The sequence below is a fragment of the Microbacterium sp. LWH11-1.2 genome (genome assembly GCF_038397745.1).
In the GTDB taxonomy this organism is placed as follows: domain Bacteria; phylum Actinomycetota; class Actinomycetes; order Actinomycetales; family Microbacteriaceae; genus Microbacterium.
Map to the genome: position 1 here is coordinate 1 of NZ_CP151636.1, position 23,647 is coordinate 23,647.

A 23,647-nucleotide genomic window follows, 5' to 3' on the forward strand; every position below is an offset into this window, starting at 1 on the left:
CGGTGTAGATCGCGCACACCCAGTCGTCGACATGCTCGGCGATGTTCGCCTCCGAGAGGATCTCCTCGAGCGGACCCGTGAGCGTGACGAGCCGTCGAGGCACCGGCAGCTCCAGCCACTCGACACCGGCGAGCCCATCGGCATCGAGGTCGACCAGCCACGAGCCACGGGGCTTGTGCTGCTCGCCGAAGCTGTAGTGCAGCGGGGCGCCCGCGTAGCGCACGCGCTCACTGATCTGCTGGCGTCCGTGGATGTGGCCGAGCGCGACGTAGTCGGGCCCGTCGAACACGCTCAGCGGCACGACGTCGAGACCGCCCTGTCGCACCTCGCGCTCGAGCCCCACCGTCGCATCGACGCCGGCGGCGAAGCAGTGCGCGATCGCGACCGAGCGACCGGAGTGCCGCCCCATGCCGATCCGCACGAGATCCATCGCATGCGCCATGGTCTGCGCCTGCGTGCGCAGCTGACGCCCCTCGGCGTCGCCCTCCGGCCAGTGCTGACGCACGATCGCCGGCTCGAGATAGGGGATGCCGAAGAAGTTGACCGGCCCGTCGGCATCGGCGATGGTGACCGGCTCGCCGACGGCGAGCGGATCGGTCAGGACGTGGATGCCGTCGCGCAGCAGCCGTGCCTGGAAACCGAGCCGGGCCGCGGAGTCGTGGTTGCCGCTGGTCACGATCACGCGAGCACCCGTCTCGTGCAGCGCGACCAGCGCATCGCCGAGCAGAGTGTAGGCGGGACCCGAGGGCGTCGCAGAGTCGAAGACGTCTCCGGCGACGACCACGACGTCGACCGCGTTCTCCCGCACCTGCTCGGTGAGCGCGGCCAGCACGTCGGCGAGCGCGTCCATGGTCGAGTGACCGTGGAACGTGCGACCGATGTGCCAGTCGGAGGTGTGCAGGATTCGCATACTCACACGCTACGAACCACCACGGACATTCGGCCCCAGGCGTGCCGCAGATGCGGAGGAGAGAGCGGAAGGTCCCCTGACCCACCCTCGTCACGACGATCGGCACGCGGTGATGCATGGTGCGCTGTGCGCTTTCACCTGTGCGGCGTGCGGGGCTGCGCGATGCGATCCGGGCTGCCCTCCGCCCTCCAGGTGTGCCGGAACTTGCCCCTCCCGGCGGGGGTTGTGCCCGCTCCGTCGTGACTACCGACTTCCGCTCTACTCCTCCAGCTCGTTCGTCCAGTTCGCCTGCTGGATCCGGTTGTCGAGTTCGCGAAGCTCCTGCGCCACCGCGTCGGCTCTGGCGCGCAGCTCGGCGACCGGGAGCGCGGAGATCTTCCGGAGCTCGGATCTCATCTGGCGCTGGAAGTGGTCGTTCGCTCCGGATGCCGCTGCCGCGGCATCCGTCAGCATGGAGTGCTGGAGACGCAGCACGTCGCGCGCGGCGAGGGCATCGGTCATGGTGCCGTCGCGGCCGAGATCGAGGCGCGAATTCGTGGCGTTGATGCGACGGATCAGGTCGCGCAGCTGGGTGAGCGCGGCGTCCGCTTCGACGATCAGGGCCCCCGCGTCCTCCGCAGGCTCCTCGCCCTCCTGGTAGCGCGCGTTCGAGGTGATGCGGGCGCGCAGCTGCTCGATGCGACGCTGCAGATCGGCTCGTGCGGTGAGGGCCTCGGCGAGTTTCATGCCTTCATCCTCGCAGGGCCGCCGCGTAACAGAACGAAATACTCGGGCGCGTCAGCGCGAGCGCAGCAGGTGGGCGTGCTCCGGGTTCGCCGAGAACCAGTCGGCGACGTACCAGCAGACGGCGTCGACCTTGCGATCGCCGCGCGACTCGATGTCGGCCACGGCGCCCTCCACGACCTTCCCCGCATAGCCGTGGCCGCGGAAAGTCGGGATGGTGAACGCCCTGGTCAGCGCGATCGTCCGACCGTCGTCACGGTAGTCGAGCACGCTCACCAGCCGTCCGTCGCGCATGAGGGTGTAACGCGATTCATCCTTCTCGTCGGTCAGGATGAAGCCGCCGACAGTGGTCGAGATCGTCATTCGAGCAACGTTACGCCCGCTTCTGCGCACGGAGCCCGTTTTGACACGAGGCGACACGATCAGACATAATCCCCCCATGACCACCAACGCACGCCCTTTGTCCGCCCAGGAGGCGAACGGGACTGCCGGGATGATGATGCCCGGTCGCGTTGGCATGTGTTGCCGAATGTGTCGCTGAACGAACAGCCACCCCGCCTGACCTGATCCTTCGCCATCTGCGAGCTCAGAGTCACCGAGCATCCACCCTTGCTCGCTTCCCGGCTCCGCCGGTCATTCATGCAACGCATCAGAGCCGCTCACCGGCTCACGTCCTGAGGACTTCATCATCATGTCGAACATCGCACTTCTCGAGCGTCCCGCCTCCTCCGCCCAGGCCCGCACCGCCCGCCCCACCTCGTCCGAGGCCGCAGCGCCGCTGAACGGCGCAGCCGCAGATCTCCCGGCCGTCCGCTCGCCCCGCGGCTTCGCCCTCTACGTCGGGCTCGACGAGATCAAGGCCGCCGAGGCCGGCGTCAGCCTCCCGCTCCTGGTCGACGCACTTCGCCGTACGCTGGCCGAGCTCGCACCGGGCGCCGAGACCCACGCGACGGTCGCCCTCGCCCCGCACGGCTCCGGAGGTCGCGACCTCGACGTCGTCCGCCTCGCCCTGCAGGAGCCGGGCGCGATCGCCCGGACCAAGGCAGCTGCCGAGGAGGACATCGCCGAGGAGGAGACGGGCGTGACCGTCGACATCTCCCGCAAGCGCGTGCTCATCGACGGCGAGTCCGCCGCGTTCACCTACAAGGAGTTCGAGCTGCTGCAGTACCTCGTCCTCCGCGAGGGTCGCACCATCGAGCGCAGCGAGCTCGTCTCCGCCCTCTGGCAGGCGCAGGACGACGAGACCCCCGGAGAGCGCACGATCGACGTGCACGTGCGTCGACTGCGCGCCAAGCTCGGCCGCTACGAGGACATCGTCCGCACTGTTCGCGGCATCGGCTACCGGTTCGACCGCCACGCCGACGTCGTCATCCGGTACGGCCACGGCACCCCGTCACCCGACCGCTTCTGACCCGCGTCGCGCAGATTCGCCGTGGTCGCACCTCAGTCGTGAGGGCGGTGTCAGCGCCGCCGCGTAGGGTGGGCGCATGACCCTGACAGCCGATCCCGCCGCGGCCGGTGCCGCGCGCGCGAGCGCGGCGCAGGAGACGGTCTATCGCCCCTCGTACGACCTCGATCTCGGTCGCACGGTCGGCGTGCTGCGCCGCGGGGGAACCGACCCGACGACCGTCGTCGAGGGCCCCGTGATCTGGCGGGCCGTGCGCACGCCGCTCGGCACGGCGACTCTCGCGCTGCGGTCGATCGGCGGCCAGGTCAGGGCCACCGCGTGGGGAGCCGGAGCCGCCGTGGCACTCGACCGAGTGCCCGAGCTGTGCGGCGCGCGCGACGATCCCACAGGCTTCGACGCGTCGCGGCATCCGCTCATCGCCGAGGTCGCCCGGCGCCATCCCGGCATCCGTCTCACGCGCACCGATGAGATCTTCGACGCGCTCGTCGGCTCGATCCTCGAGCAGAAGGTCACGGCGGTGCAGGCGTTCGGCGCCTGGCGGTTCCTGGTGTCGCGCTTCGGAGAACGCGCGCCGGGTCCCACTCCGCGCCCGATGTTCGCTCCTCCCCCGGCATCCGTCTGGCGGACCGTCCCGTCCTGGTCCTGGCATCGTGCGGGCGTGGAGCCGCCGCAGTCCCAGACGATCGTGCGATCGGCCCGACGCGGCGACAGCATCGAGCGGGCCGTCCGCGCCGCATCGACCGGACCGGACCGCGACCGCGTGCTCAGCAGCCTTCCGGGGGTCGGCGCGTGGACCTCGGCCGAGACCCGTATCCGGGCGCTCGGCGATCCGGATGCCGTGAGCGTCGGCGACTTCCATCTGGCGCACGAGGTGGGCTACGTCCTCGCCGGCGCGCGCACCGACGACGACGGGATGCTGGAGCTCCTCGCTCCGTGGGCGGGCCATCGCCAGCGCGTGATCCGGCTGATCTACGCCAGCGGGGTGAAGGAGCCGCGCCGCGGTCCGCGCCTCGCACCGGAGAACCATCGCGACCGCTGAATCGGCACCCTCCATGGGACAGGATCTAGGCTGAGGCCATGTCCCGCACCGCGCTCCGCGTCTCCGTCACCGTCGGCCTGCTGATCTTGGGCGTCGTCATCGGGCTGATCTTCCAGAACGTCTGGCTCGGCGTGCTGCTCGCCGCGATCGTCTGGCTCGGCTGGTTCCTCGGCTACGAGTCGCGGCGCGGGAACAACGCCGGTGTCAACGACGAGGACCACGGCATCGAGCTCTGAGTCGCGCTCGGGTGCGTCAGTAGTAGACGGCGAGCGGTCCGGAGGGCCCGTCGATCACGTGCACCGGTGTCTCGAAGACGCGGGTGAGCACGTCGTCGGTCATGATCTCCCCCGGAGCGCCGAACTCCACCACCGCGCCGTCCTTCATGGCGCAGATGTGATCGGCGTAGTGCCCGGCGAAGTTCACGTCATGCAGGACGATGACGATGGTCCGCCCGAGCTCCTCGGCGGCGCGCCGCAGATGCTTCATCATCTGCACCGCGTGCTTCATGTCGAGATTGTTCAGCGGCTCGTCGAGCAGCACGAACTCGGTGTCCTGCGCGAGAACCATGGCGACATACGCGCGCTGGCGCTGTCCGCCGGAGAGCTCATCGAGATAGCGCCCCTCCAGGGCAGCGAGATCCAGGAAGTCGATCGCGCGACTGATGATGTCCTCATCCGCCCGGTTCAGCCGCCCCTTCGAGTGCGGAAAGCGCCCGAAGCCGACGAGCTGACGCACCGTGAGTCGCGTGACGAAGTGGTTCTCCTGCCGGAGGATCGACACCACCTTCGCCAGGTCCTTCGACTTGGTCGAGGCGACGTCGAGACCCGCGATCTCGATGGCACCGGCATCCATCCCGTTCAGACGGCCGATCATCGTGAGCAGTGTCGACTTGCCCGCACCGTTCGGACCGATGAGGGCCGTGATCCCGCCGGCCGGGATCTGGAGGTCGACGGGGCCGATGGCGACCTCGCTGCTGTAGTCCCGGCGGACGCCGTCGAGTGCGATCACAGCCTGCCCTTTCTGAGGATGACGATGAGGAACACGGTGCCGCCGACCAGCTCGATCAGGATCGACACCATCCCCTGCGCGTAGAAGATGTTCTTCATCACGAAGTACGCCCCGGCGAGGATCGTGAACGCCGTGAGCACCGCCACGGGGAAGATCAGGCGGTGGTCGTACGTGTCGGCGAACTGGTAGGCGAGAGTGGCGACCAGGAAGCCGAGGAACGTCATCGGCCCGACCAGCGCGGTGGAGGTGGCCATCAGCACCGCGACGAGGAACAACACGATGAAGAGTTCGCGGCGGTGATCGAGACCGAGCGAGCGCGCAGCATCCGACCCCAGCGCCATCAGGTCGAGGCGTCGCGAACGCAGCCACAGCAGGACGGATGCCGCCACCACGAGCGGGATGGCCAACGGCAGGTACGAGGGGTCGGCGTTCGACACGTTGCCGAACAGCCGCGCGGTGAGCACGTCGAACTCGCTCGGAGTGAGGAGGCGCTGCATGAACGTGGACACGGCCCCGAGCCCGCCTCCGATCACGATGCCGATCAGCAGCATGATCTGCAGGTTGCCGTAGCGTCCGGAGAGCAGCCAGCCGTAGAGCGCCACCGCCAGCCCCACCATGATGGCGACCTGCATCGCGAACTGACCGACGCCCTGGATCGCGACGACTCCGGCCACCCCGAAGAGGTACACGGTCGAGGTCTGCACGACGCGGTACAGGGACTCGAAGCCCATGATCGACGGTGTGATGATGCGGTTGTTGGTGACGGTCTGGAAGCTGACCGTGGCCACCGCCTGGGCGATCGCGACGAGCACCATCACGGTGACGTCGGTCGCCCGATGCTGCGCGATGCGCCAGAACCCCTCGGAGCCCGGCGGCATCGGATTGCCCCAGGCGAGCAGGCCGAACCCGGATCCGACGGCGAGCACGGCCAGGATGGCGACCACGATCACATAGCGGCGACGCGCGCGCGGTGACGTGAAAGCTCCCGCCGATCGCGACGGAATGCCCGCCGGTGCGGTGACCACCAGGCCCTCAGCCACGTCGACGCTGCCTGAGCAGGAGGAGCACGAAGACGACAGCGCCGACGACACCGAGGATCAGGGACACCGGCACCTCGAACGGCATGATGATCGTGCGGCCGATGATGTCGCAGACCGTGACGATCGCGATGCCGAGCAGACACACCCACGGGAGGTTGCTGCGCAGATCATCGCCTCGGACCATCGAGACGACGTTCGGCACGATGAGGCCGAGGAAGGGCAGATTGCCGACGACCACCGTGACGACTCCCGTGGTGATGGCGATGAGCACCGTTCCGAGCAGGATGATCCGGTTGTAGTTCACACCGACATTCGTGGCGACCTCCTCGCCGAGTCCCGCGATCGTCAGGCGGTCCGCGACGATGAACACGATCACGCCGACGAGCGCGACGATCCACAGCATCTCGTACTGCCCGCGCATCACCGACGTGAAGCTGCCGGCGAACCAGACCCCGATGATCTGCAGCGAGTTCGTCGCGAGGGCCAGGTAGGTCGAGACGGCGCCGACCACCGCGCCGAGCATGATCCCGACGATCGGGACGATGAGCGAGGACTTCAGGGCGACGCGGCGGAGGAAGGCGAAGAACACGAGCGTGCCGACGAACGCGGCGAACACCGCGCCCGCCATGCGCAGCGGAAGCGAGGGTTGCGGCACGAGGACCATCACGGCGAGAAGGCCGAGTCCCGCCCACTCGGTGGTGCCGGTGGTGGTCGGCTCGACGAAGCGGTTCTGGGTGAGCAGCTGCATCACGAGTCCCGCCATGGCCATGGCTGCGCCGGCGAGCACGAGGGCGATCGTGCGGGGGACGCGTGTGATCTGGAACATCTCGGCACCGTCGCCGGCGCCCGCGATGTCGTAGACGCCGGTGAACAGCGAGATGACGAGCAGGACGGCGACCGCGAGAACGCCGATCAGCAGCTTCACGTCGAAGAGCCGCCCGGCGTTGCGGGGCGGCGCGGCGAGGCCGACAGAGGTCATGAGGAGGTTCCCTGGTTGTTGCCCTTCGTCTCGCTCCGCGGGTCCTGAGCGAGCGGAGCGAGACGAAGGGCGCTCGACGACCGGCGACTGCTACTTGGCGCCCTCGAGGGCGTCGGCGAGGTCGTTGAAGAACGTCGTGTACGTCTGGATACCCTCGTTCAGGTAGGTGTCCGTGGGCATGTAGACGATCTGCTCGTCCTTCACCGCGGTGACGCCGGCGAGCGCCTCGGAGCTCTCGAGGATCTCGGCCGCCTGCACGTAGTCGGGCGTCTCGGCCGCGAACACGGCGTCGCGGTCGAGGACCAGGATCCAGTCAGGGTTCGACGCGGCGATCGCCTCGACGGAGATCTCATCGCCCTGGTGGTCGTCGGTGGCATCGTCGACCTCGAGCGCGGGGGTGAGACCGAGGATGTCGTACACCGGGCCGAGCGAGCGGCCGACGGTGGGCGCGAGATAGCCGATCTCGCCGCCCGAGGTGTTGACGGCCATGACGGTGTCGGCGTCGTCATAAGCGGCCTTGGCGCGCTCCACGGCGGCGTCGAACTCGTCGACCAGCTTCTTCGCCTCGTCCTGCTTTCCGAAGATCTCGCCGAGGACGGTGATCTGCCGCTTGAGCTCCTCGTCGAAGGGCTCTCCCTCGCGCGGCTCGAGGTCGATGATGGTGGCATCCGGCACGAGGTCGGCGATCGCCGCGTTGTGCTGGGTGAAGCGCTGGCCGCTGATGATCAGGTCGGGCTCGACGGCCACGACGGCCTCGAGGTTCGGCTCGCTGTGCAGGCCGATGTCGACGATCGCGTCGTCCTTCACATAGGAGACGGTGTCCGGCATGAGCGCCACGGCACCGGCGGAGAGCTCCACTCCCCAATCGGACAGGGTCTGGAAGGTGCGGTTGTCAAGCGCGACGACGGATGCCGGCGGGGTCGCGATCTCATGCTCGCCCGTGTTGTCCTCGATCGTGACGGATGCCGGTGCGGCTTGTGTCTCCTCGGGCTCGGCGGCTGCCCCCGAGGCGCAGCCTGCGAGAGCGAGAAGGCCGACGAGGCCGAGGCTCGTGGCGGTGAGAGTTCTGGGCACGGACATGGAGAGACTCCTGTTCTGCGGGATCTGCGCGCACGCGTCGGGGCGCCGGACGGGCGAAGTTAGGGTGACCTTTCCTTCGCCGTGTTTAGGTTAGCCTTACTTTATGAGCGATACGAAATCCGGCTTCTCGATCGAGCGTCGCGGCCTCGATCTGCGCTTCCGAAACGTCACCCTGAGCGCCCGTGAGTGGCTCGCCCCGGACTTCGTGCGGGTGCGGTTGACCGGGTCCGATCTCGCGGGATTCGACTCCCCCGGCTCGGACGACCACATGCGCCTGTTCTTCCCCGCCGGCCCCACGGGCTCGGTCGAGGAGCTGCGCGCCGCCCCCAGTCGCGAGTACACCCCGCTGGCATGGGGCGAGGACTGGCTGGACGTCGAGTTCGCCGTGCACGGCGATGCGGGGGTCGCGGCGCCCTGGGCGGCGAAGGCTCCGCTCGGCTCGTCGGTCGGTGTCGGGGGTCCGCGCGGATCCGCTGTCCTGGTCGGCACGCCCGGCTCCTGGCTGCTCGTCGGCGACGAGACGGCCATCCCCGCGATCCGCCGGTTCGCGGCGCTCATCCCGGTCGGCGCTCCGGCACGCCTCGTGATCGAGACCGTCTCCGCGGGCCGCGAGGTCGAGATCGACTCGCCCGTCGACATCGAGTGGCTCCACCGCGGCGACGCCCCCTCCGGCTCGGCGCTCATCGCGTTCCTCGAGTCACTGACCGCCGAACACGCCGTCGGCGAGGATCCGTTCGTCTTCATCGCCGCCGAGCAGTCGATCGTGAAGCCGTGTCGAGCGCTCCTCGAACGGTGGGGCGTCGATGCGTCGCACGCCGTCGTGAAGGGCTACTGGAAGCGGGGCGAGGCCGAGTACCACGCCCCGCACTAGTGCGACGTCCGCGGTCCCTGGAAGACTGGCGGCATGGCTCTTCTCGATCACCTGGGCATCACCGTCGACGACCTCGAGCGCGGCCGGGCGCAGTTCCATCCGGTCCTCACGGCGCTCGGCTACCGCAGCGGCGGCGAAGACGACCACTCGATCTCGTGGAACAACGGCGACGAGACCGAGATCATCCTCTACACGTGGGATGAGGACTCCGGTCCGCACCGGCACGGTCGCGTCGGGTGGCAGCATCTCGCTTGGGCGATGGACTCGCGGGACGCGGTCGATCGCCTGCACGCCCTGGCGCTGGACGCGGGGTGGACCGCCGTGCGCGACCCCAAGGAGTACCCCCGCTACTCCGATCGCTACTACGCCTCGTTCGTCGAGGACGCCGACGGCATCCGCATCGAGTTCATGTACAACCCTCCGCGCGAGCAGGCTTGACGCCCGGGCGTGTCGCCCCCTAGTCTCGGAAAGCTGTGCCGACCGGCGCAGCACGCCAGCCGAGGAGACGACAGGATGACCGCTCTGCGGAAACTCCCCTTCGCCACGGTCGAGGCGCTTCAGCCGAAGCGCAACGACCGTCACGAGTCGTACCCTCCGGCGCGCGCCGTGTGACAGCATCCGCTCTCGCAACGCCCCGCACCGTCAGGTCCGGGGCGTTTTCTGTGGAGAGACCCCCTGACCTGTGGCTGCACACCACCACAAGGAAAGGAATCATGGAGAGGCTCTCCGCACGGCTGCTGTCGTGGGCGTCGCTGATCGACGAGAAGACACTCGCGCAGGCGCACACCACGGCACGCATGCCGTTCATCCACCCGCACCTGGCGCTGATGCCGGATGCGCACCTCGGCAAGGGGGCGACGGTCGGCTCGGTCATCCCGACGCTCGGCGCGATCATCCCTGCCGCCGTCGGTGTCGACATCGGCTGCGGCATGATCGCGGTCCGCACCCAGTTCACGAGAGGCGACCTCGAAGGTCGTGAGCTCGCGGAGCTCCGGGAGCAGATCGAACGCGCCATCCCGCTCTCGGCCGGCCGGTACAACAACAAGGTCGTCACGACCGCCGAGCCCCGCATCGCGGAGCTCGAGGCACTGGCCGAGAAGAACGGGTTCGACCCCGCGCAGTACGCCGGGAACTGGCGCCTGCAGCTGGGCACGCTCGGATCGGGCAACCACTTCATCGAGGTGTCTGTCGACGAGCGGGACCGGGTCTGGCTGTTCCTGCACTCGGGATCCCGGGGCATCGGCAACAAGATCGCCATGAAGCACATCTCGGTCGCGCAGCGGCTATGGGCGGAGCGGGCCCACGCGCCAGAGGCTCCGCGCAGCGCGCAGCGATGGGTGGAGGAGGCGTGGGGATGGTGGATCGACCTCCCCGACCCCGACCTGGCCTACCTCGTCGAGGGAACACCCGAGTTCACCCGGTACATCCGAGAGCTGCGGTGGGCCCAGCACTTCGCCCTGCTGAACCGGGAGGAGATGATGGACCGCGTCGCGCGGCAGGTGTCCGAGTTCCTCGGGACGGCTGTCGACGAGCAGGAGAGGATCAACTGCCACCACAACTTCACCGAGTCGGAGAAGCACTTCGGCAAGCAGGTGTGGGTGTCGCGGAAGGGTGCGATCCAGGCGGATGCCGGTCGGCCCGGACTCATCCCCGGCTCGATGGGCACCGCTTCGTATGTGGTCGAGGGGCTCGGCGACCCGCAGTCGCTGAACTCGTCGCCGCACGGCGCCGGGCGGGAGTTCTCCCGGTCGACGGCACGGAAGACGTTCACGCACGAACAGCTGCGGGAGGCGATGACCGGGATCGAGTTCCGTGACACGGACGCCTTCATCGACGAGATCCCGCAGGCGTACAAGCCGATCGACCAGGTGATGGCGGATGCCGCGAGCCTCGTGTCGATCCGGCACACGCTGCGGCAGCTCGTCAACGTGAAGGGCGACTGACCGGAGGGGGCGGGCGGAGCAATCTCCGTCCGCCCCTTCTCCGAATTCCGCCAGGGAGCTTCGCCTCCGGCGCGGCCGACGTCAGACCGCCGGTGCCGCCTCGGTCTCCACCGACCGATCCGTGAACGCCGCCTTCGGGACGAAGACGAGCAGCACGGCGGCCGCGAGCGCGGTGACACCGCACACGACCCAGACCGTGAAGTAGCCGGCGAGCGACCCCGCCGTTCCTTCCGTGGCACCGGCCGTGCTCGCGACCCCGTTCAGCAAGGCGATGCCGAAGACGCACGATGCGATCGCCCCACCCACCGTCTTCACCGAATTGGTCAGCCCGGTCGCGACACCGGTCTGCGACGCAGGCGCAGCGGATGCCGCGGCCGCCGGGAGCGCCGCGACCAGAGCGCCGGAACCGAGTCCGACGATCACCATGTTCGTGATCACCTGGGCGTACTCATGGTGGAAGGGCAGGAACAGCAGGAAACCGATGCCCACCAGCACGGACGCCCCCATCAGCGTGAGGCGCGGCGACATCCGTCGCGCGATCGTCGGGAAGAGCAGGGCACCGGTGATCATGGCGATGAGGTAGACGCCGATGATGAGCGACGTCGCGAATCCGGTCGTGCCGAGCCCGTAGCCGTACACCGTCGGATCGGTGCGCGCGAAGGTCGACAGCGGAGCCTGTGCACCCAGCACGCTCACCCCGAAGAGCCCGGCGGTCAGGAACACCGGGCCGAGCGCCGGCGACCGGAACATGCGCACGTCGATCAGCGGGTCATCGCACCGCAGCTCCCAGAGCACGAAGGGGATGACCAGCAGAAGCCCGGCGACGACCACGGCCCAGGACCAGGGGTTCGCGAGGCCGCCCTCGAGGCGCAGAAGGCTGAGTCCGCCGGTGAAGCACACGAGCGCCAGCGAGATGAGAACGAGACCGACGGTGTCGAAGATGCCGCCGGTCGGATCGGGCGACTCCTTCACTCCGAACAGGATCACGAAGAAGCAGACCACGATGAGCACCGCCGGAACCAGCAGCACGACGGTGAGCGGGAGCACGTCGATGAGCGCTCCACCCACGAGGGCGCCGATGATCGCGCCGCCTTCGAGAGCGGCCACGAGGAGTCCCGCGGCCTTCGCCGTGATCGACGAGCGCCCCTCCATCCGACGCGACCGCGACCAGATGAGGGCGATCTCCAGCGGGAGCCACACGACGTAGAACCCCATGAGCGCCCAGGCCGCGAGGAAGACGCCGAACGAGTCGGTGAACGGCAGCACGAGCGCCGCCGCGGCCGTGAGGGCCGTCGAGATCAACAGCATCCGCTTGTGGCCGACCATGTCGCCGAGCTTCGCGAACGCGGGGACGACGAGGGCCGACAGCATGAGCTGCGCTCCCTCGAGCCAGTTCACGTCGGCGTCGTGGATGCCCAGGTGACGGGCGATGTCGCTGAGCATCGGCGTGTAGTAGCCCTGCAGCACACCGCTGGTGAACTCCACGAAGGCGAGGAAGCCGACGACGACGGCGAGGGTTCCCAGCGTGCGGGTGCGCGTCATCGCGTCTCCTGCTTCTCTCTAGCCCCGAGCAGATCGAGGGGCGGGTGAGATCACTGTAGCTGCTCGAGGAGAGCGCGATGGAATCGCTCCCCGCGCTCCAGGGCGGCGATCTCGACGCTCTCGTCGACCCCGTGGATCGACGCCCGCTGCGCGTTCGACATCTCCAGCGGCGCGAAGCGGTAGACCGCCGGCGAGAACCGATGCAGATGCCGTGAATCCGTCGCGGCCATCATCACGTACGGCACGGCGGGGACGCCCGGGTGGGAGACCTCGAGGGCCGACGCGAGGAGCGCGAACTGCGCGTTGTCGGTCGGTGACTCCGGGGACGGCTCGCTCGCCTCGACAACCTCGACGGCGACGAGCGGGTCGCGGATGCGGCGTCGCACGCGGAACACCGTCTGACTCGTCGTCTCCCCCAGCGCGATACGGAGGTTCACGGTGGCGGATGCCTGCGACGGAAGCACGTTCGCCGCCGTGCCGCCGGACTGCATCGTCGGTGCGACGGTGGTGCGCACGAGAGCCGCAGGTTCGCCTCCGAGCGCGGCGAAGAGCCGGGCGGTCAGCAGCGGCGCCGCGCCGAGCAGACGCAGCAGGTGGCGGGCGGGGCCGGGCGTCTGCGCAGCCAGCTGCGTCAGCATCCGCCGGATCGCCGACGACGCGTGCGGCCGGAACGTGGAAGGTCCGAGTCGGTCGACGGCGCGGGCGATACGCCGAACGGCCGTCAGCGAGGGAGGCGCCGAGGCGTGCCCGCCATCGCCCCGGGCCGACAGCCGCACGGTCATCACGCCCTTCTCCCCGACGCCGATCATCGCCGCCCGCCCCGGCACGAACGGCAGCGGCGCATCCACCACCGCTCCGCCTTCGTCGACGACGAGCCAGGGGACGATCCCGCGCTCGCGCAGCACACGTGCGATCTCCTCCGCCGCCCGCCCGTACGTCTCCTCATTGCCGCCGAACGAGAGATAGACGTCGCGCGCCGGGACGAATCCATCGGCGAGGAGGTTCTCGACGGCCTCCAGCACCACGATCAGCGGACCCTTGTCGTCCAGCGCGCCGCGACCGTGGACGGAGCCGTCGGCGATCACCCCGGCGAAGGGCGGGTGCGACCAGTCGTCGCTCTCGTCGACGGGGACGACGTCGTAGTGCGCCATCAGCACGAGGGGGCCGTCGGATGCTGCGCCGCGCCCCGCCCAGTGGAACAGGAGCCCGAAGTCCGTGTGCCGCTCCAGCCGCAGCGTCTCGTGCGTGAGCGGATACAGCTCGGCGATCAGGGCGACGAAATCCTCGAACGGGCCGGAGCCGCGTTCCTCGAGCTCGGCCGACACCGTGGGCAGCCGGATCATCTGCGAGAGCCGGTCGGCGATGCCCGGGCGCACGGTCGCTGTGGTCACAGTCGCCATCGTAGCGAGCGCCCCGTCACTGCCACTGCGTGAGCTTGTCGGGGTTGCGGACGATGAAGATCTCGGTGATGCGATCGCAGGCGACGGCGAAGGACACGACCGAATCGGTGCGGCCGTTCAGCGTGGCCAGCAGCGCGATGCCGTCGGGCGTCTCCGTGGGGGTGAGCTCGATCCCCGGATTGAGATGCGGGATGCCGAGCAGGAACCGCGCGACCCGGTCCGGGCCGACCACGGGACGCCGCGCTGCGGACATCTTGCCGCCGCCGTCGGACCGCAGCACGACGTCGGGATCGAGCAGGGCGATGAGCCGCTCCAGCTCTCCGGTCGCCGATGCCTCGAGGAAAGCGCGCGCCACGGCGTCGTGCTGCTCTCGTGTGGCCATCCCGGCTCGACGATCCCGTACGCGCCGTCGCCCCTGCGAGGCGAGCTGGCGGACCGCGTCCTGGCTGCGGCCGACCGTCTCGGCGATCTCGGCGAACGGCACGCCGAACACGTCGTGCAGCACGAACGAGACCCGCTCCGCCGGCGTGAGCGACTCCAGCACCACCAGCAGCGCCATGCTCACGGACTCATCGAGCGTGACGCGCTCGAGCGGATCGAGTGGGGCGGAGGCCACGAGCGGGGAGCTGCGCGGGAGCGGTTCGGGAAGCCATGGACCGACGTAGCTCTCGCGTCGCACCCGCGCTGATCCGAGGACGTCGAGGCAGACGCGCCCGGCGACGCGCGTGAGCCAGGCCGCCGGGTTGAGGATCTCGGCGCGCTCGTCCCCGGACAGGCGGTACCAGCGCACATACGTCTCCTGCACCGCGTCCTCGGCGTCGGCCACGGTGCCGAGCATGCGGTACGCGAGGGCGAGGAGGTTGCGGCGCTCGGACTCCAGCGCGTCGATATCGTCCATCGCCCTCTATCCTGTCCCGGATCAGAGCATCCGTCGACACGGGCGCCTCACGTTTCCGGTGCCCGCGTCGTCGAAGGAGTATGAGCCCGTATCGAGGAGAGTCCGTCATGAAGATCGCCGTCGCAGGAGGAACCGGAGTCGTCGGCAGGCATACCGTCGAGGCGGTGCGGGCAGCCGGCCACGACGCCGTCGTGCTCAGCCGCTCGCACGGGGTCGATCTCGTGACCGGGAGCGGCCTGTACGCCGCCCTCACGGGTGTGGATGCGGTCATCGATGTCGCGAGCGTCGAGACGCTCAAGGCCGCGGAGGCGATCGAGTTCTTCACCGCCGCGACGGGGAATCTCGTCTCGGCCGCCGCGGACGCCGGCGTCTCGCACGTCGTGCTCCTCTCGATCGTCGGCATCGATCGCATCCCCTACGACTACTACGCGGGGAAGGTCGCGCAGGAGAAGGTGATCGAGGCGTCACGGGTGCCGTGGACGATCCAGCGTGCGACGCAGTTCCACGAGTTCGCGGCGCAGCTGTTCGCGCGGGCGAAGGTCGGCCACCTCCACATCGCCCCGAGGGCCCGCACCCAGCCCATCGCCGCTCGCGAGGTCGGCGAGCGCCTGGCCGCCCTCGCCGTCGACGAGCCACGGGGGAGGGTGGCGGACATCGCGGGTCCGCGCGAGGAGCAGCTCGCCGACATGATCCGCGCCTATGCGCGCGGACAGGGCTATCGCGGATGGATCCCGGCGCTGAACGTGCCGGGGCCGCAGATGGCCGGCATGCGCGCCGGGGCCGCCCTCCCCGGGCCGGATGCCGTTCTGGGTCGACAGACCTTCGAGGAGTGGCTCGCCGCGCGCTGACGGATGCCGGGCGCGACGACAATGGAGGGGTGAGTCTCTTCACCTTCGCGCCATCGCGCGGTCCCCGGTGGCCGCTCGCGCTGCAGGCCGCGCTGGGCATCGGGGTTCCGATCGCCGTGATGGCCCTTCTCGGTCAGCCGGCCCTCGGATACATCGCCGCGAGCGGTGCGTTCACCGTGCTGTACCTCGGCTCGGCGCCGACCGTCGATCGGGCACGAGCGCTTCCGCTGATCGCGGCCGGTCTCATGCTCAGCGCGGTGCTCGGCGTTCTCGTCGCAGAGAGCCCGTGGCTGGTGAGCGCCGGTGTCATCGTCGTGGCGGTCGCCTCCGCCGGGCTCGCCTTCGGCTTCCGTCTCGGCCCGCCGGGACCGCTGTTCTTCGTGCTGGTCTTCGGGCTCTCCGCGCACGTGGTGGCGGCCTCGGACGTGTCACCTCTCGTGTATGTCACCGCGCTCGCCGCGGGGTGCGCCTTCTCGTACGCCGTCGCCCTGACCCCGCTGCTGTCGGCGAGAGCACGCGCCAAGACCGCACGACGGCTGAACGCGCTGCTTCCCGGGCCCGCGCTCGACGCCGGATCCCGCGTGCTCCTGCTGCGCGTCGCCATCGTCGCGGTCGTCGGCGTGCTCCTCGGACTCGTGATCGACCCTGCTCGCACCTACTGGGTCGTCGGTTCGGCGGTCGCGGTCATCGGTGTCGCCGCGGCCCGAGGCGCGGCATTCCAGCGCGGGTTGCATCGTATGCTCGGCACCGTCGTCGGGGCCGGCGTCTACGCGGCTCTCGCCCTGTTGCATCCGTCCGGACTCCGGCTCGCACTCCTCCTGGCCGCGCTGCAGTTCCTGATCGAGCTCGTCGTGGTGCGCCACTACGCCCTGGCGCTGGTGTTCATCACACCGCTCGTCCTGCTCCTCACGGGAGCCGCGACCGGGGAGATCGGCGCGATGGACGTCGCCGGAGAACGCATCGTCGACACACTCGTCGGGGCGGTGCTGGGCGCGGCATCCGGCCTGCTGCATCCGCGGGTGATGCCCGAGAGCCGCTGAGAGCGTCAGTTCTCCTCCCCAGAGCCTGCGGGATACGGCTTGTCCCCAACCGCTGCCGCAACACGCAACCCCTTGGCAGGATGGCATCGTCCGAACAGAATGGGAGCGTGCCCGCCTTGACCGAACCTCAGACCTGGACCATGATCGGTGCCGTCATCGCTCTCATGTTCGGCATGCTCACGATCGTGTCGACGCTCTTCATCCGCATTCTCCGGGCGGAGATCAGCGGGTTGCGCGGAGAGGTGATCGGCCGGTTCGACGCTGTCGACTGGAAGTTCGAGTCCGTCAACTCCCGCTTCGACTCCGTCAACTCCCGATTCGACTCGGTGAACTCCCAATTCGACTCGGTGAACTCCCAATTCGACTCGGTGAACTCCCGATTCGATGCCATCGACTCCCGCATCGACGGGCTCGACCGAGACGTCCGCGCACTCGTGAAGCACACCTTCGGGCTGGACAGAGGCTGACGATGTCTCTCCCCGACGACGTACTCGATTACCACCGAAAGCTCGCGCCCGAGGATCGGGAGATCTGCGGCCTGCTGGCGGCGGAGATCGACCGAGGGCTCCCCGAAGCGGCCGCGAAGGTCTGGCATGCGCATCCCGTCTGGTTCCTCGACGGCAACCCGATCGTCGGCTACGACCGCCTGAAGGACGCCGTGCGGCTGATGTTCTGGAGCGGGCAGTCGTTCGACGTCGAGGGACTCGCACCGTCGGGTTCGTTCGAGGCCGCAGAGGTGCGTTACCGGGGCGCCGACGACATCGACGTCGAAGCACTGGGCGTCTGGCTGTCGGCGGCTCGCGAGATCCAGTGGGACTACGAGCACATCCGCACCAATCGCGGCCTCGTCAAGCGCACCGAGTTCTGAACGCGGTCGAGGCGCGCCGGCCCCTCAGGGAACAGGCGACGATCGCCGGCGGTTGCATCCGAGGAACAGGCATGGTCCCGAGGAGGTGCGGATGGAGCTGACCCTGGTCTCCTCGTCGTTCTGTGGCGCGTGTTCGCGCACCCGCTCGGTGCTCGCCGATGCCGTCCGGTTCCTTCCGGACGCCACGGTCACGGAGATCGACGTCGCTCTCGAGCCGGATGCCGCGGAAGCGCTCGACATCCGCTTCACGCCCACCGTCATCATCCGGGACGGCGCCGGCGTCGAGGTCTTCCGCGCCGAGGGCGTGCCCACGGTCCCGCAGGTTCTGACCGCGGCGGTCAAGGCGCTGCCGACCTGACACAGGACCCCTTGCGGACGACCCCGACCCGGCGCAGACTGTCGTGCATCGATGCCGATCCGGGCTCCGTCCCGCACATCCTTGGAGTCGTCCATGCCCGATCTCAACCCGTATCTGTCCTTCCGCACCGATGCGCGCGACGCGCTCGAGTTCTATCAGAGCGTCCTCGGCGGGGAGCTCGACATCAGCGTGTTCGGGGACTTCCCCGACATGGTGCAGGACCCGAGTCAGAAGGACCTGGTCATGCACGGCCAGCTGACGACACCCGAGGGGCTGGTGCTCATGGCGTCGGACACTCCCGACGGCATGACGTACGAGAAGCCGCAGGGCATATCGGTGTCGCTGAGCGGCAACACGCAGCAGGTCACGCAGCAGGTGTGGGACAGGCTGTCCGACGGCGCGACGATCACCATGCCACTGGATGTCCCGCCCTGGGGCGGCACGTTCGGCATGCTCGTCGACCGCTTCGGCATCGCCTGGATGCTGCACGGCAACCCGGAGTGACCGAGGCGCTCCGCGCCCGCCGACTCAGTGCAGCGCGTTCTCCGCGATGAAGGCGCGGAGCACGTGCTCGTCGTCCGCCATCTCGGTCACATGCTGCGGAGCATCGAGCATCTCGCGCAGCTCGGGAGCGTAGGCGAGCTCGACGCCGATGGCCTCGTGGATCGTCTCCGCGAACTTCTCGGGCTTCGCGGTCTCCAGCACGAGCATCGGCACACCGGGCTCGAGGTACTCCCGGGCGATGCGGACGCCGTCGGCCGTGTGCGGATCGATGATCTCGCCCGTGGTCTCGTAGACGGAGCGGATCGTCGCGAGCCGGTCGTCGTGGGTCGATGTGCCGCTCACGATGCCGAACTCCGAGGCGAAACGGGACAGCTCGGCGGAGAAGTCGAAGAAGCCCTGCTCCTCGAGGTCGCGCCAGGCGCCGACGACCCGTGAGGCATCACGACCGACGAGCTCGAAGATGAACCGCTCGAGGTTCGACGCCTTCGAGATGTCCATCGACGGGCTGGAGGTGGCCAGCGTCTGCTCCGCGCTGCGCGGACGGTAGATACCGGTCCGGAAGAACTCGTCGAGCACGTTGTTCTCGTTCGCGGCCAGGACGAGCCGACGGACAGGGAGCCCCATCTGCTTGGCGTAGAACCCGGAGAGGATGTTCCCGAAGTTGCCGGACGGAACCGTGAACGAGAGCTCGGTCCAGCCCCCGGCATCCGTCGCCCGCAGCCAGGCCCAGAAGTAGTACACGACCTGCGCGGCGATCCGCCCGAGGTTGATGGAGTTCACCGCGCCGAGGTGCTGAGCGCGCTTGAACACGAGGTCGCCCGCGAGGTGCTTGACGAGATTCTGGCAGTCGTCGAAGACGCCCTCGACCGCGATGTTGTGCACGTTCGCGTCGTCGAGCGAGAACATCTGCGCGCGCTGGAACGCGCTCATCCGCCCCTGCGGCGAGAGCATGAACACCGCGACGCGCTCCTTGCCGCGCAGGGCGTGCTCGGCAGCCGAGCCGGTGTCGCCGGAGGTGGCGCCGAGGATGTTGAGCACGGCGTCCTGGCGCTCCAGCGTGTACTCGAGCACCTGGCCGAGGAACTGCATCGCCATGTCCTTGAAGGCCAGCGTCGGCCCCTCGGAGAGTCCGACCAGCGTGAGGTCGCCGTCGATCGCGCGCAGCGGGACGACGCCGGCCGGGAAGTCCGCGTACGCGTCGGCCGTCATCCGGGCGAGGTCGGCACGCGGGATGTCGGTGGCGAACAGTCCCAGCACCTCGGTCGCGAGCTGCGGATACGTGAGCGCGCGCCAGCGCTCGAGCGTCTCGCCGTCGACCGTCGGGATCACCTCGGGAACGGCGAGTCCTCCGTCGGGCGCGAGGCCCTCCAGCAGCGTCTCGCTGAACGACTGCGGCTGCATGCCGCCGCGGGTGGAGATGAACTGCACGTTGGCTCCTCGGGATCGGGACTCGGCGCCTCCATTCTCTCAGGCCGCGGTGGGCCGAGATGACGGGATGACGAGGACCGGATCAGAACAGGGAGGCGGGCAGCGCGCCCTCGAGTTCCAGCAGCCATCGCTTCGTGGCGAGTCCCTCGCCCGGGTTGCCGCCCGAGTACCCGCCGAGGCCGTCGCCGGCGACGACCCGATGGCACGGCACGATGATCGGGATCGGGTTCGCTCCCATGATCGAGCCGATCCCCCGCGCGGGCACGTCGGTGCCGCTGCGCGCGGCGAGCTGACCGTACGTCACCGGCGTGCCGTAGCCGACGGTCTCGTGCAGCGCCGTGAGCACGGCGTGCGTGGTCGCCGTCTGCGCGCCGAGATCGATCGGCAGATCGAACGTCGTCAACTCGCCGGCGAAGTAGGCGCGCAACTGGGCGAGCGCTTCGCTCAGCAGCGGATCCGGTCCGGATCCGCTTCCTTCGGGAGCGGGGGCGCGCCAGCCGACGCGAGTGATCGCGGCGCCGTCGCTGACGACGCCGATCACGCCCACCGGGGTGGCGAGCGTTCCGAAAGCGACCATGAGCCGAGGCTACTCCGCGCCACGGACCTGACGTCGCACTCCCGACGTGTGGCTCACCCCGCGGATCGGCTCTCGGGCGAGGGCAGCCACGCGCCCGCCGGAACATCGAGCCACCCCCGGGTCTCCGTGAGCCGACGAGCGGCCTCGCGCAGCTCGTCGAGCCCCGGGTGGTCGAGATCACTGCGCCACGACATCGCCCAGGGGAAGAGCGGGATCGGGTCGACCACCGGAAGGAGGACGGCCCCCTCGACCGGATGCTGGGAGGCGAGAGCGAGCACGGGAGCGCTGCGCAGCCGCAGATGCTGCGCGAGCTCCTCCCCTCCCGCCACCACGGGGTGGCCGATCGCCGGGTCTATGCCGAACGGTGCCAGCAGCTGCGCGGTCGCGTCGATCCACCCCTCTGTCACGTGCCCGCCGGCACGCGAGCAGACGCGCGTGCCGCGCAGATCCTCGAAGGCGACGGCGTCCCGATCCGCCAGCGGATGCCCCTCCGGCACGAGCACCGCGAGCGGTTCGAAGCGGACCAGCTGAGACGACACCTCGGGCGACGGACGCCGCACGCGATCGAAGACGACGTCTGCCGACGAGCCTCGGCCCCCGTCCCCGCGCTGACCGAACCGGGCGATGAACTCGCTGCCCGACGCTCGGCTCCGCACGGCCTCCAGCACCAGAGCCGGGGTCAGTTCCGCGTCCACGACGTCGACCACGAGGGGTTCATCGTCACGGAGCTCGCGCAGCGCGAGGTCGTGCAGCGCCAGCATCTCCTTCGCACGCGGCAGCAGCCGTCGCCCGGCATCCGTCAGTTCGACGCTGCGGGTGGAGCGGGTGAGCAGCGGGGTGCCGACCCGATCCTCCAGCCGCCGGATGTCGCGGCTCAAGGCCTGCTGGGCGATGAACAGCCGTTCGGCGGCACGACGGAAGTGCAGCTCCTCCGCCACCGTGACGAAGTGGCGCAGCAGGCGCAGCTCGAGCTCATCGGCCATGGTCTCGTTATACCGGATTCACAACAGGAACGCGTCAATCGCGCGCAAAAGGGTGTTGGAGATGGCGGCCGGTGCCGGCGCACCCTGGAGCCATGGACATCCTCCGCTCCCGCCGCCGACTCATCACCCTCTGCCACGGGCTGACCGGTCTGATGACAGCGGTCTGGGGCGCAGGTCTCCCCGCGCTCGACGCGCGCCTCGACCTCGGACCGGCGGCCATCGGCGTCATGCTGCTCGTCGTCGCGGGCTTCGCGCTGCTGGCGATGCGGGCCGCGGGCCGCTTCTCCGGTTCGGCCGGGCGGATGCTGGCCGCGGCACTGCCATGCGCCGGCGGTGCCCTCCTGCTGGCGGGCATGGCGCCGTCCCTTCCCGTGCTGCTCCTGGCGGCCGGGATGTTCGGACTCGGCTGCGGTGCGACGAACATCGCGCTCAGCACCCAGGCGATGGCGGTGGAGACGGCGATGGGGCGGCCGGTGATCGCCCGCATGCACGGCTTCTGGACGCTCGGCGCCGCGGGCGGCGGGCTGCTGCTCGCCGCCGCTCTGCACGCGGGCCTCGACAGTCGCCTCGCGATCTCCGGAGGCGCGGGGCTCCTGGTGACGGCATCCGCTCTGGTGGGGATGCGGCTGCGCAGGCTGCCGACGGCGTCCGGTGCTGCTCCGGCGTCCGCGCTCGTCCCTTCCGTCGACGGCGATGCGGGAGATGCCGGCGCTGCACCGCTCCGGCCGGGCCATCTCGTCGCCCTGGGCATGGTGGGGGCGGCCGCCTTTCTCACCGAAGGTGCCGCGACCGACTGGGCGGGTGTGCACACGACCCGCATCCTCGGCGCGGATCCGGCGACCGGTTCTCTGGTCTACGGCGTCTTCTTCGCGGCGATGACCGTGATGCGCTTCGGCGGCGACGCGCTCCGCCGCCGGCTCGGGCCGCTGCGCACGGTCCGCCTCACCAGCGGGCTCGCCGCGATCGGCTATGCCGCCGTGCTCACCGCGGGCCTGGTGCCGGGCAGGCCCGTCGCCGTGATCGTCGCCGTCTCCGGCTGGGCGCTCGCGGGGGCCGGGACCGCCCTGATCTGGCCGATCGTGATCGGCACCCTGGCTGAGCGCGGCGAGACCGCCCAGAAGCTCTCTGTCGTCACGATGATCAGCTACGGCGGCGGGCTCCTCGGCCCCGCCCTGATCGGATTCCTCGCCGCCGCGGCCTCTCTGCCCGTCGCGATGCTGCTGCCCGCCGGGCTCGCGGTCCTCCTGGCGATCGCCGCGCCGTCCGTGATTCGCCGCTGTCGCGGCATCCGCTCGACGTCATCGTCGACGCCCCTGACCACCGCCGTACCCCAGAAGCAGTGACCGAGAGAAGGAGACACCCATGAACACCACCTCGACCCTCGACCGCCCCGACGCACGCCTCCACTACGAGGTGCGCGGGGAGGGTCCGCTCATCGCGCTGATCGGCTCCCCGATGGATGCCGACGCGTTCGCCCCTTTCGCGGACGAGCTGGGCGCCGATCACACGGTGCTCACCGCCGATCCCCGCGGGATCAAGCGCAGCACGGTGGCCGACCCGACACGCGAGTCGAGTCCTGCCGTGCGGGCGGCGGATCTCGCCGCCCTGATCGAGCATGTCGGTCGCGGACCCGCGACGGTCCTCGGATCGAGCGGAGGTGCCGTCACCGTGCTCGCCCTCGCGCAGGACCGACCGGACCTCGTCGAAGTCGTGATCGCCCATGAACCGCCCCTGCTGCGCCTGCTGCCCGATCACGAGGCCCAGCTGCAGACCGCTGAGGACCTCATCGCGCTCGCTCTCGGCGGGGATCGCCTGGGCGCGTGGCGGATGTTCTTCGCGCAGGCGAACATCGTCATGCCGGAGGAGGTGCTCGTGCAGTGGTTCGGCGGGGATGCCGATCCGCAGAGCCTCGCCGACGAGCGCTTCTGGTTCGAGCGCGAGTACCTCGGCAGCGTCGGCTGGCAGCCCGATCTCGACGCGCTGCGGCGCGCAGACGTGAGCTTCGTGCTCGGCATCGGCGAGGAGTCGGTCGGTCAGCTGTGCGAGCGCACCACGACGGCGCTCGGCGCGCACCTCGACGTCGAGCCGACGAGGTTCCCGGGCGATCACACGGGCTTCGTCGACCACCCCGCGGAGTTCGCCGCACGGCTGCGAGCAGTGCTCGAGACCCGGTGATCGGAAAGGGGGTGCGCCTCGGACG

27 protein-coding genes are annotated in these 23,647 nt (G+C 69.6%); 14 read left to right on the top strand and 13 right to left on the bottom strand.

Translation table 11 applies throughout. The annotated features are described in order from the left end of the window. From sbcD to MRBLWH11_RS00015, 3 genes are all read right to left on the bottom strand, one after another. Positions 1-910, bottom strand: a 910-nt coding sequence (gene sbcD / locus MRBLWH11_RS00005; protein ID WP_341946258.1) for an exonuclease subunit SbcD, incomplete at its 3' end; no start/stop codon positions are given. Positions 911-1,168: 258 nt separating this feature from the next. Further along, positions 1,169-1,636 (bottom strand): DIP1984 family protein, encoded by a 468-nt coding sequence (locus tag MRBLWH11_RS00010; RefSeq protein ID WP_116634423.1) that lies wholly within the window; start codon positions 1,634-1,636, stop codon positions 1,169-1,171. 51 nt (positions 1,637-1,687) lie between these two features. Beyond that, positions 1,688-1,996 (bottom strand): GNAT family N-acetyltransferase, encoded by a 309-nt coding sequence (locus MRBLWH11_RS00015; RefSeq protein ID WP_116634422.1) that lies wholly within the window; start codon positions 1,994-1,996, stop codon positions 1,688-1,690. Between the two features lie 328 nt (positions 1,997-2,324). Here MRBLWH11_RS00015 and MRBLWH11_RS00020 point away from each other — a divergent pair, with 328 nt between their 5' ends. The 3 genes from MRBLWH11_RS00020 to MRBLWH11_RS00030 all read left to right on the top strand — a co-directional run bounded on the left by MRBLWH11_RS00020 (position 2,325) and on the right by MRBLWH11_RS00030 (position 4,316). Beyond that, entirely contained in the window at positions 2,325-3,044 is a 720-nt protein-coding gene (locus MRBLWH11_RS00020) for a winged helix-turn-helix domain-containing protein (RefSeq protein ID WP_116634421.1), read from the top strand. Between the two features lie 76 nt (positions 3,045-3,120). Continuing rightward, on the top strand, positions 3,121-4,080 hold the full coding sequence (locus MRBLWH11_RS00025; RefSeq protein WP_116634420.1) for a DNA-3-methyladenine glycosylase 2 family protein: 960 nt from the start codon (positions 3,121-3,123) through the stop codon (positions 4,078-4,080). A 38-nt stretch (positions 4,081-4,118) separates the two neighbouring features. Beyond that, the gene (locus tag MRBLWH11_RS00030) at positions 4,119-4,316 is read left to right on the top strand and encodes a hypothetical protein (protein ID WP_116634419.1); all 198 of its coding nucleotides are present in this window, start codon (positions 4,119-4,121) and stop codon (positions 4,314-4,316) included. A 16-nt stretch (positions 4,317-4,332) separates the two neighbouring features. Here MRBLWH11_RS00030 and MRBLWH11_RS00035 read toward each other — a convergent pair whose 3' ends face one another. The 4 genes from MRBLWH11_RS00035 to MRBLWH11_RS00050 form a co-directional block, all read right to left on the bottom strand. Next, positions 4,333-5,088 carry an ATP-binding cassette domain-containing protein gene (locus tag MRBLWH11_RS00035; RefSeq protein ID WP_116634418.1) on the bottom strand — a complete coding sequence of 252 codons (756 nt, stop codon included), beginning with the start codon at positions 5,086-5,088 and terminating at the stop codon, positions 4,333-4,335. Beyond that, positions 5,085-6,128 carry an iron chelate uptake ABC transporter family permease subunit gene (locus MRBLWH11_RS00040; RefSeq protein ID WP_341946259.1) on the bottom strand — a complete coding sequence of 348 codons (1,044 nt, stop codon included), beginning with the start codon at positions 6,126-6,128 and terminating at the stop codon, positions 5,085-5,087. The genes MRBLWH11_RS00035 and MRBLWH11_RS00040 overlap by 4 nt, the downstream gene beginning before the upstream one ends. Then, entirely contained in the window at positions 6,121-7,107 is a 987-nt protein-coding gene (locus tag MRBLWH11_RS00045; protein ID WP_341946260.1) for an iron chelate uptake ABC transporter family permease subunit, read from the bottom strand. The genes MRBLWH11_RS00040 and MRBLWH11_RS00045 overlap by 8 nt, the downstream gene beginning before the upstream one ends. 90 nt (positions 7,108-7,197) lie before the next feature. Continuing rightward, entirely contained in the window at positions 7,198-8,187 is a 990-nt protein-coding gene (locus tag MRBLWH11_RS00050) for an ABC transporter substrate-binding protein (RefSeq protein WP_341946261.1), read from the bottom strand. 103 nt (positions 8,188-8,290) lie between these two features. Here MRBLWH11_RS00050 and MRBLWH11_RS00055 point away from each other — a divergent pair, with 103 nt between their 5' ends. The 3 genes from MRBLWH11_RS00055 to MRBLWH11_RS00065 all read left to right on the top strand — a co-directional run bounded on the left by MRBLWH11_RS00055 (position 8,291) and on the right by MRBLWH11_RS00065 (position 11,001). After that, positions 8,291-9,058 (top strand): siderophore-interacting protein, encoded by a 768-nt coding sequence (locus MRBLWH11_RS00055; RefSeq protein WP_341946262.1) that lies wholly within the window; start codon positions 8,291-8,293, stop codon positions 9,056-9,058. Positions 9,059-9,091: 33 nt separating this feature from the next. After that, positions 9,092-9,496: a VOC family protein gene (locus MRBLWH11_RS00060; RefSeq protein ID WP_341946263.1), complete on the top strand. Its 405-nt coding sequence runs from the start codon at positions 9,092-9,094 to the stop codon at positions 9,494-9,496. Between the two features lie 275 nt (positions 9,497-9,771). Continuing rightward, a complete protein-coding gene (locus MRBLWH11_RS00065; protein WP_341946264.1) occupies positions 9,772-11,001 on the top strand; it encodes an RtcB family protein in 1,230 nt (409 codons plus the stop codon). 81 nt (positions 11,002-11,082) lie between these two features. Here the strand turns inward: MRBLWH11_RS00065 and MRBLWH11_RS00070 are convergent, their stop codons facing one another. Genes MRBLWH11_RS00070 through sigJ form a run of 3 tightly spaced genes read right to left on the bottom strand, consistent with a single transcriptional unit; the run spans position 11,083 to position 14,841 of the window. Continuing rightward, complete coding sequence (locus MRBLWH11_RS00070; protein WP_341946265.1) at positions 11,083-12,543, bottom strand: MFS transporter; 1,461 nt, start codon at positions 12,541-12,543, stop codon at positions 11,083-11,085. A gap of 50 nt (positions 12,544-12,593) precedes the next feature. Beyond that, positions 12,594-13,934: a M20/M25/M40 family metallo-hydrolase gene (locus tag MRBLWH11_RS00075; protein WP_341946266.1), complete on the bottom strand. Its 1,341-nt coding sequence runs from the start codon at positions 13,932-13,934 to the stop codon at positions 12,594-12,596. A gap of 25 nt (positions 13,935-13,959) precedes the next feature. After that, entirely contained in the window at positions 13,960-14,841 is an 882-nt protein-coding gene (gene sigJ, locus MRBLWH11_RS00080) for an RNA polymerase sigma factor SigJ (RefSeq protein ID WP_341946267.1), read from the bottom strand. A 107-nt stretch (positions 14,842-14,948) separates the two neighbouring features. Here sigJ and MRBLWH11_RS00085 point away from each other — a divergent pair, with 107 nt between their 5' ends. The 6 genes from MRBLWH11_RS00085 to MRBLWH11_RS00110 all read left to right on the top strand — a co-directional run bounded on the left by MRBLWH11_RS00085 (position 14,949) and on the right by MRBLWH11_RS00110 (position 18,459). Then, positions 14,949-15,689: an NAD(P)H-binding protein gene (locus MRBLWH11_RS00085; RefSeq protein ID WP_341946268.1), complete on the top strand. Its 741-nt coding sequence runs from the start codon at positions 14,949-14,951 to the stop codon at positions 15,687-15,689. Between the two features lie 29 nt (positions 15,690-15,718). Continuing rightward, positions 15,719-16,729: an FUSC family protein gene (locus MRBLWH11_RS00090; protein WP_341946269.1), complete on the top strand. Its 1,011-nt coding sequence runs from the start codon at positions 15,719-15,721 to the stop codon at positions 16,727-16,729. A gap of 107 nt (positions 16,730-16,836) precedes the next feature. Then, positions 16,837-17,196 carry a hypothetical protein gene (locus tag MRBLWH11_RS00095; RefSeq protein ID WP_341946270.1) on the top strand — a complete coding sequence of 120 codons (360 nt, stop codon included), beginning with the start codon at positions 16,837-16,839 and terminating at the stop codon, positions 17,194-17,196. 2 nt (positions 17,197-17,198) lie between these two features. Then, on the top strand, positions 17,199-17,597 hold the full coding sequence (locus tag MRBLWH11_RS00100) for a DUF1801 domain-containing protein (RefSeq protein WP_341946271.1): 399 nt from the start codon (positions 17,199-17,201) through the stop codon (positions 17,595-17,597). A 91-nt stretch (positions 17,598-17,688) separates the two neighbouring features. Next, entirely contained in the window at positions 17,689-17,955 is a 267-nt protein-coding gene (locus MRBLWH11_RS00105; protein WP_116634404.1) for a thioredoxin family protein, read from the top strand. Positions 17,956-18,048: 93 nt separating this feature from the next. Beyond that, positions 18,049-18,459 carry a VOC family protein gene (locus tag MRBLWH11_RS00110; protein ID WP_116634403.1) on the top strand — a complete coding sequence of 137 codons (411 nt, stop codon included), beginning with the start codon at positions 18,049-18,051 and terminating at the stop codon, positions 18,457-18,459. A gap of 24 nt (positions 18,460-18,483) precedes the next feature. On the opposite strand, the gene thrC is transcribed toward MRBLWH11_RS00110, so the two are convergent. The 3 genes from thrC to MRBLWH11_RS00125 all read right to left on the bottom strand — a co-directional run bounded on the left by thrC (position 18,484) and on the right by MRBLWH11_RS00125 (position 21,447). Continuing rightward, a complete protein-coding gene (gene thrC, locus MRBLWH11_RS00115; protein WP_341946272.1) occupies positions 18,484-19,887 on the bottom strand; it encodes a threonine synthase in 1,404 nt (467 codons plus the stop codon). 82 nt (positions 19,888-19,969) lie between these two features. Then, the gene (locus tag MRBLWH11_RS00120; protein ID WP_341946273.1) at positions 19,970-20,464 is read right to left on the bottom strand and encodes a methylated-DNA--[protein]-cysteine S-methyltransferase; all 495 of its coding nucleotides are present in this window, start codon (positions 20,462-20,464) and stop codon (positions 19,970-19,972) included. Between the two features lie 53 nt (positions 20,465-20,517). Next, positions 20,518-21,447, bottom strand: coding sequence for a LysR family transcriptional regulator (locus tag MRBLWH11_RS00125; protein ID WP_341946274.1), 930 nt, complete (start codon positions 21,445-21,447; stop codon positions 20,518-20,520). 92 nt (positions 21,448-21,539) lie between these two features. Here MRBLWH11_RS00125 and MRBLWH11_RS00130 point away from each other — a divergent pair, with 92 nt between their 5' ends. Together MRBLWH11_RS00130 and MRBLWH11_RS00135 are read left to right on the top strand one after the other, a co-directional pair. After that, positions 21,540-22,790: a hypothetical protein gene (locus tag MRBLWH11_RS00130; protein WP_341946275.1), complete on the top strand. Its 1,251-nt coding sequence runs from the start codon at positions 21,540-21,542 to the stop codon at positions 22,788-22,790. A 19-nt stretch (positions 22,791-22,809) separates the two neighbouring features. Beyond that, positions 22,810-23,622, top strand: a complete 813-nt coding sequence (locus tag MRBLWH11_RS00135; protein WP_116634399.1) for an alpha/beta hydrolase — start codon at positions 22,810-22,812, stop codon at positions 23,620-23,622. Positions 23,623-23,647: the final 25 nt, after the last annotated feature.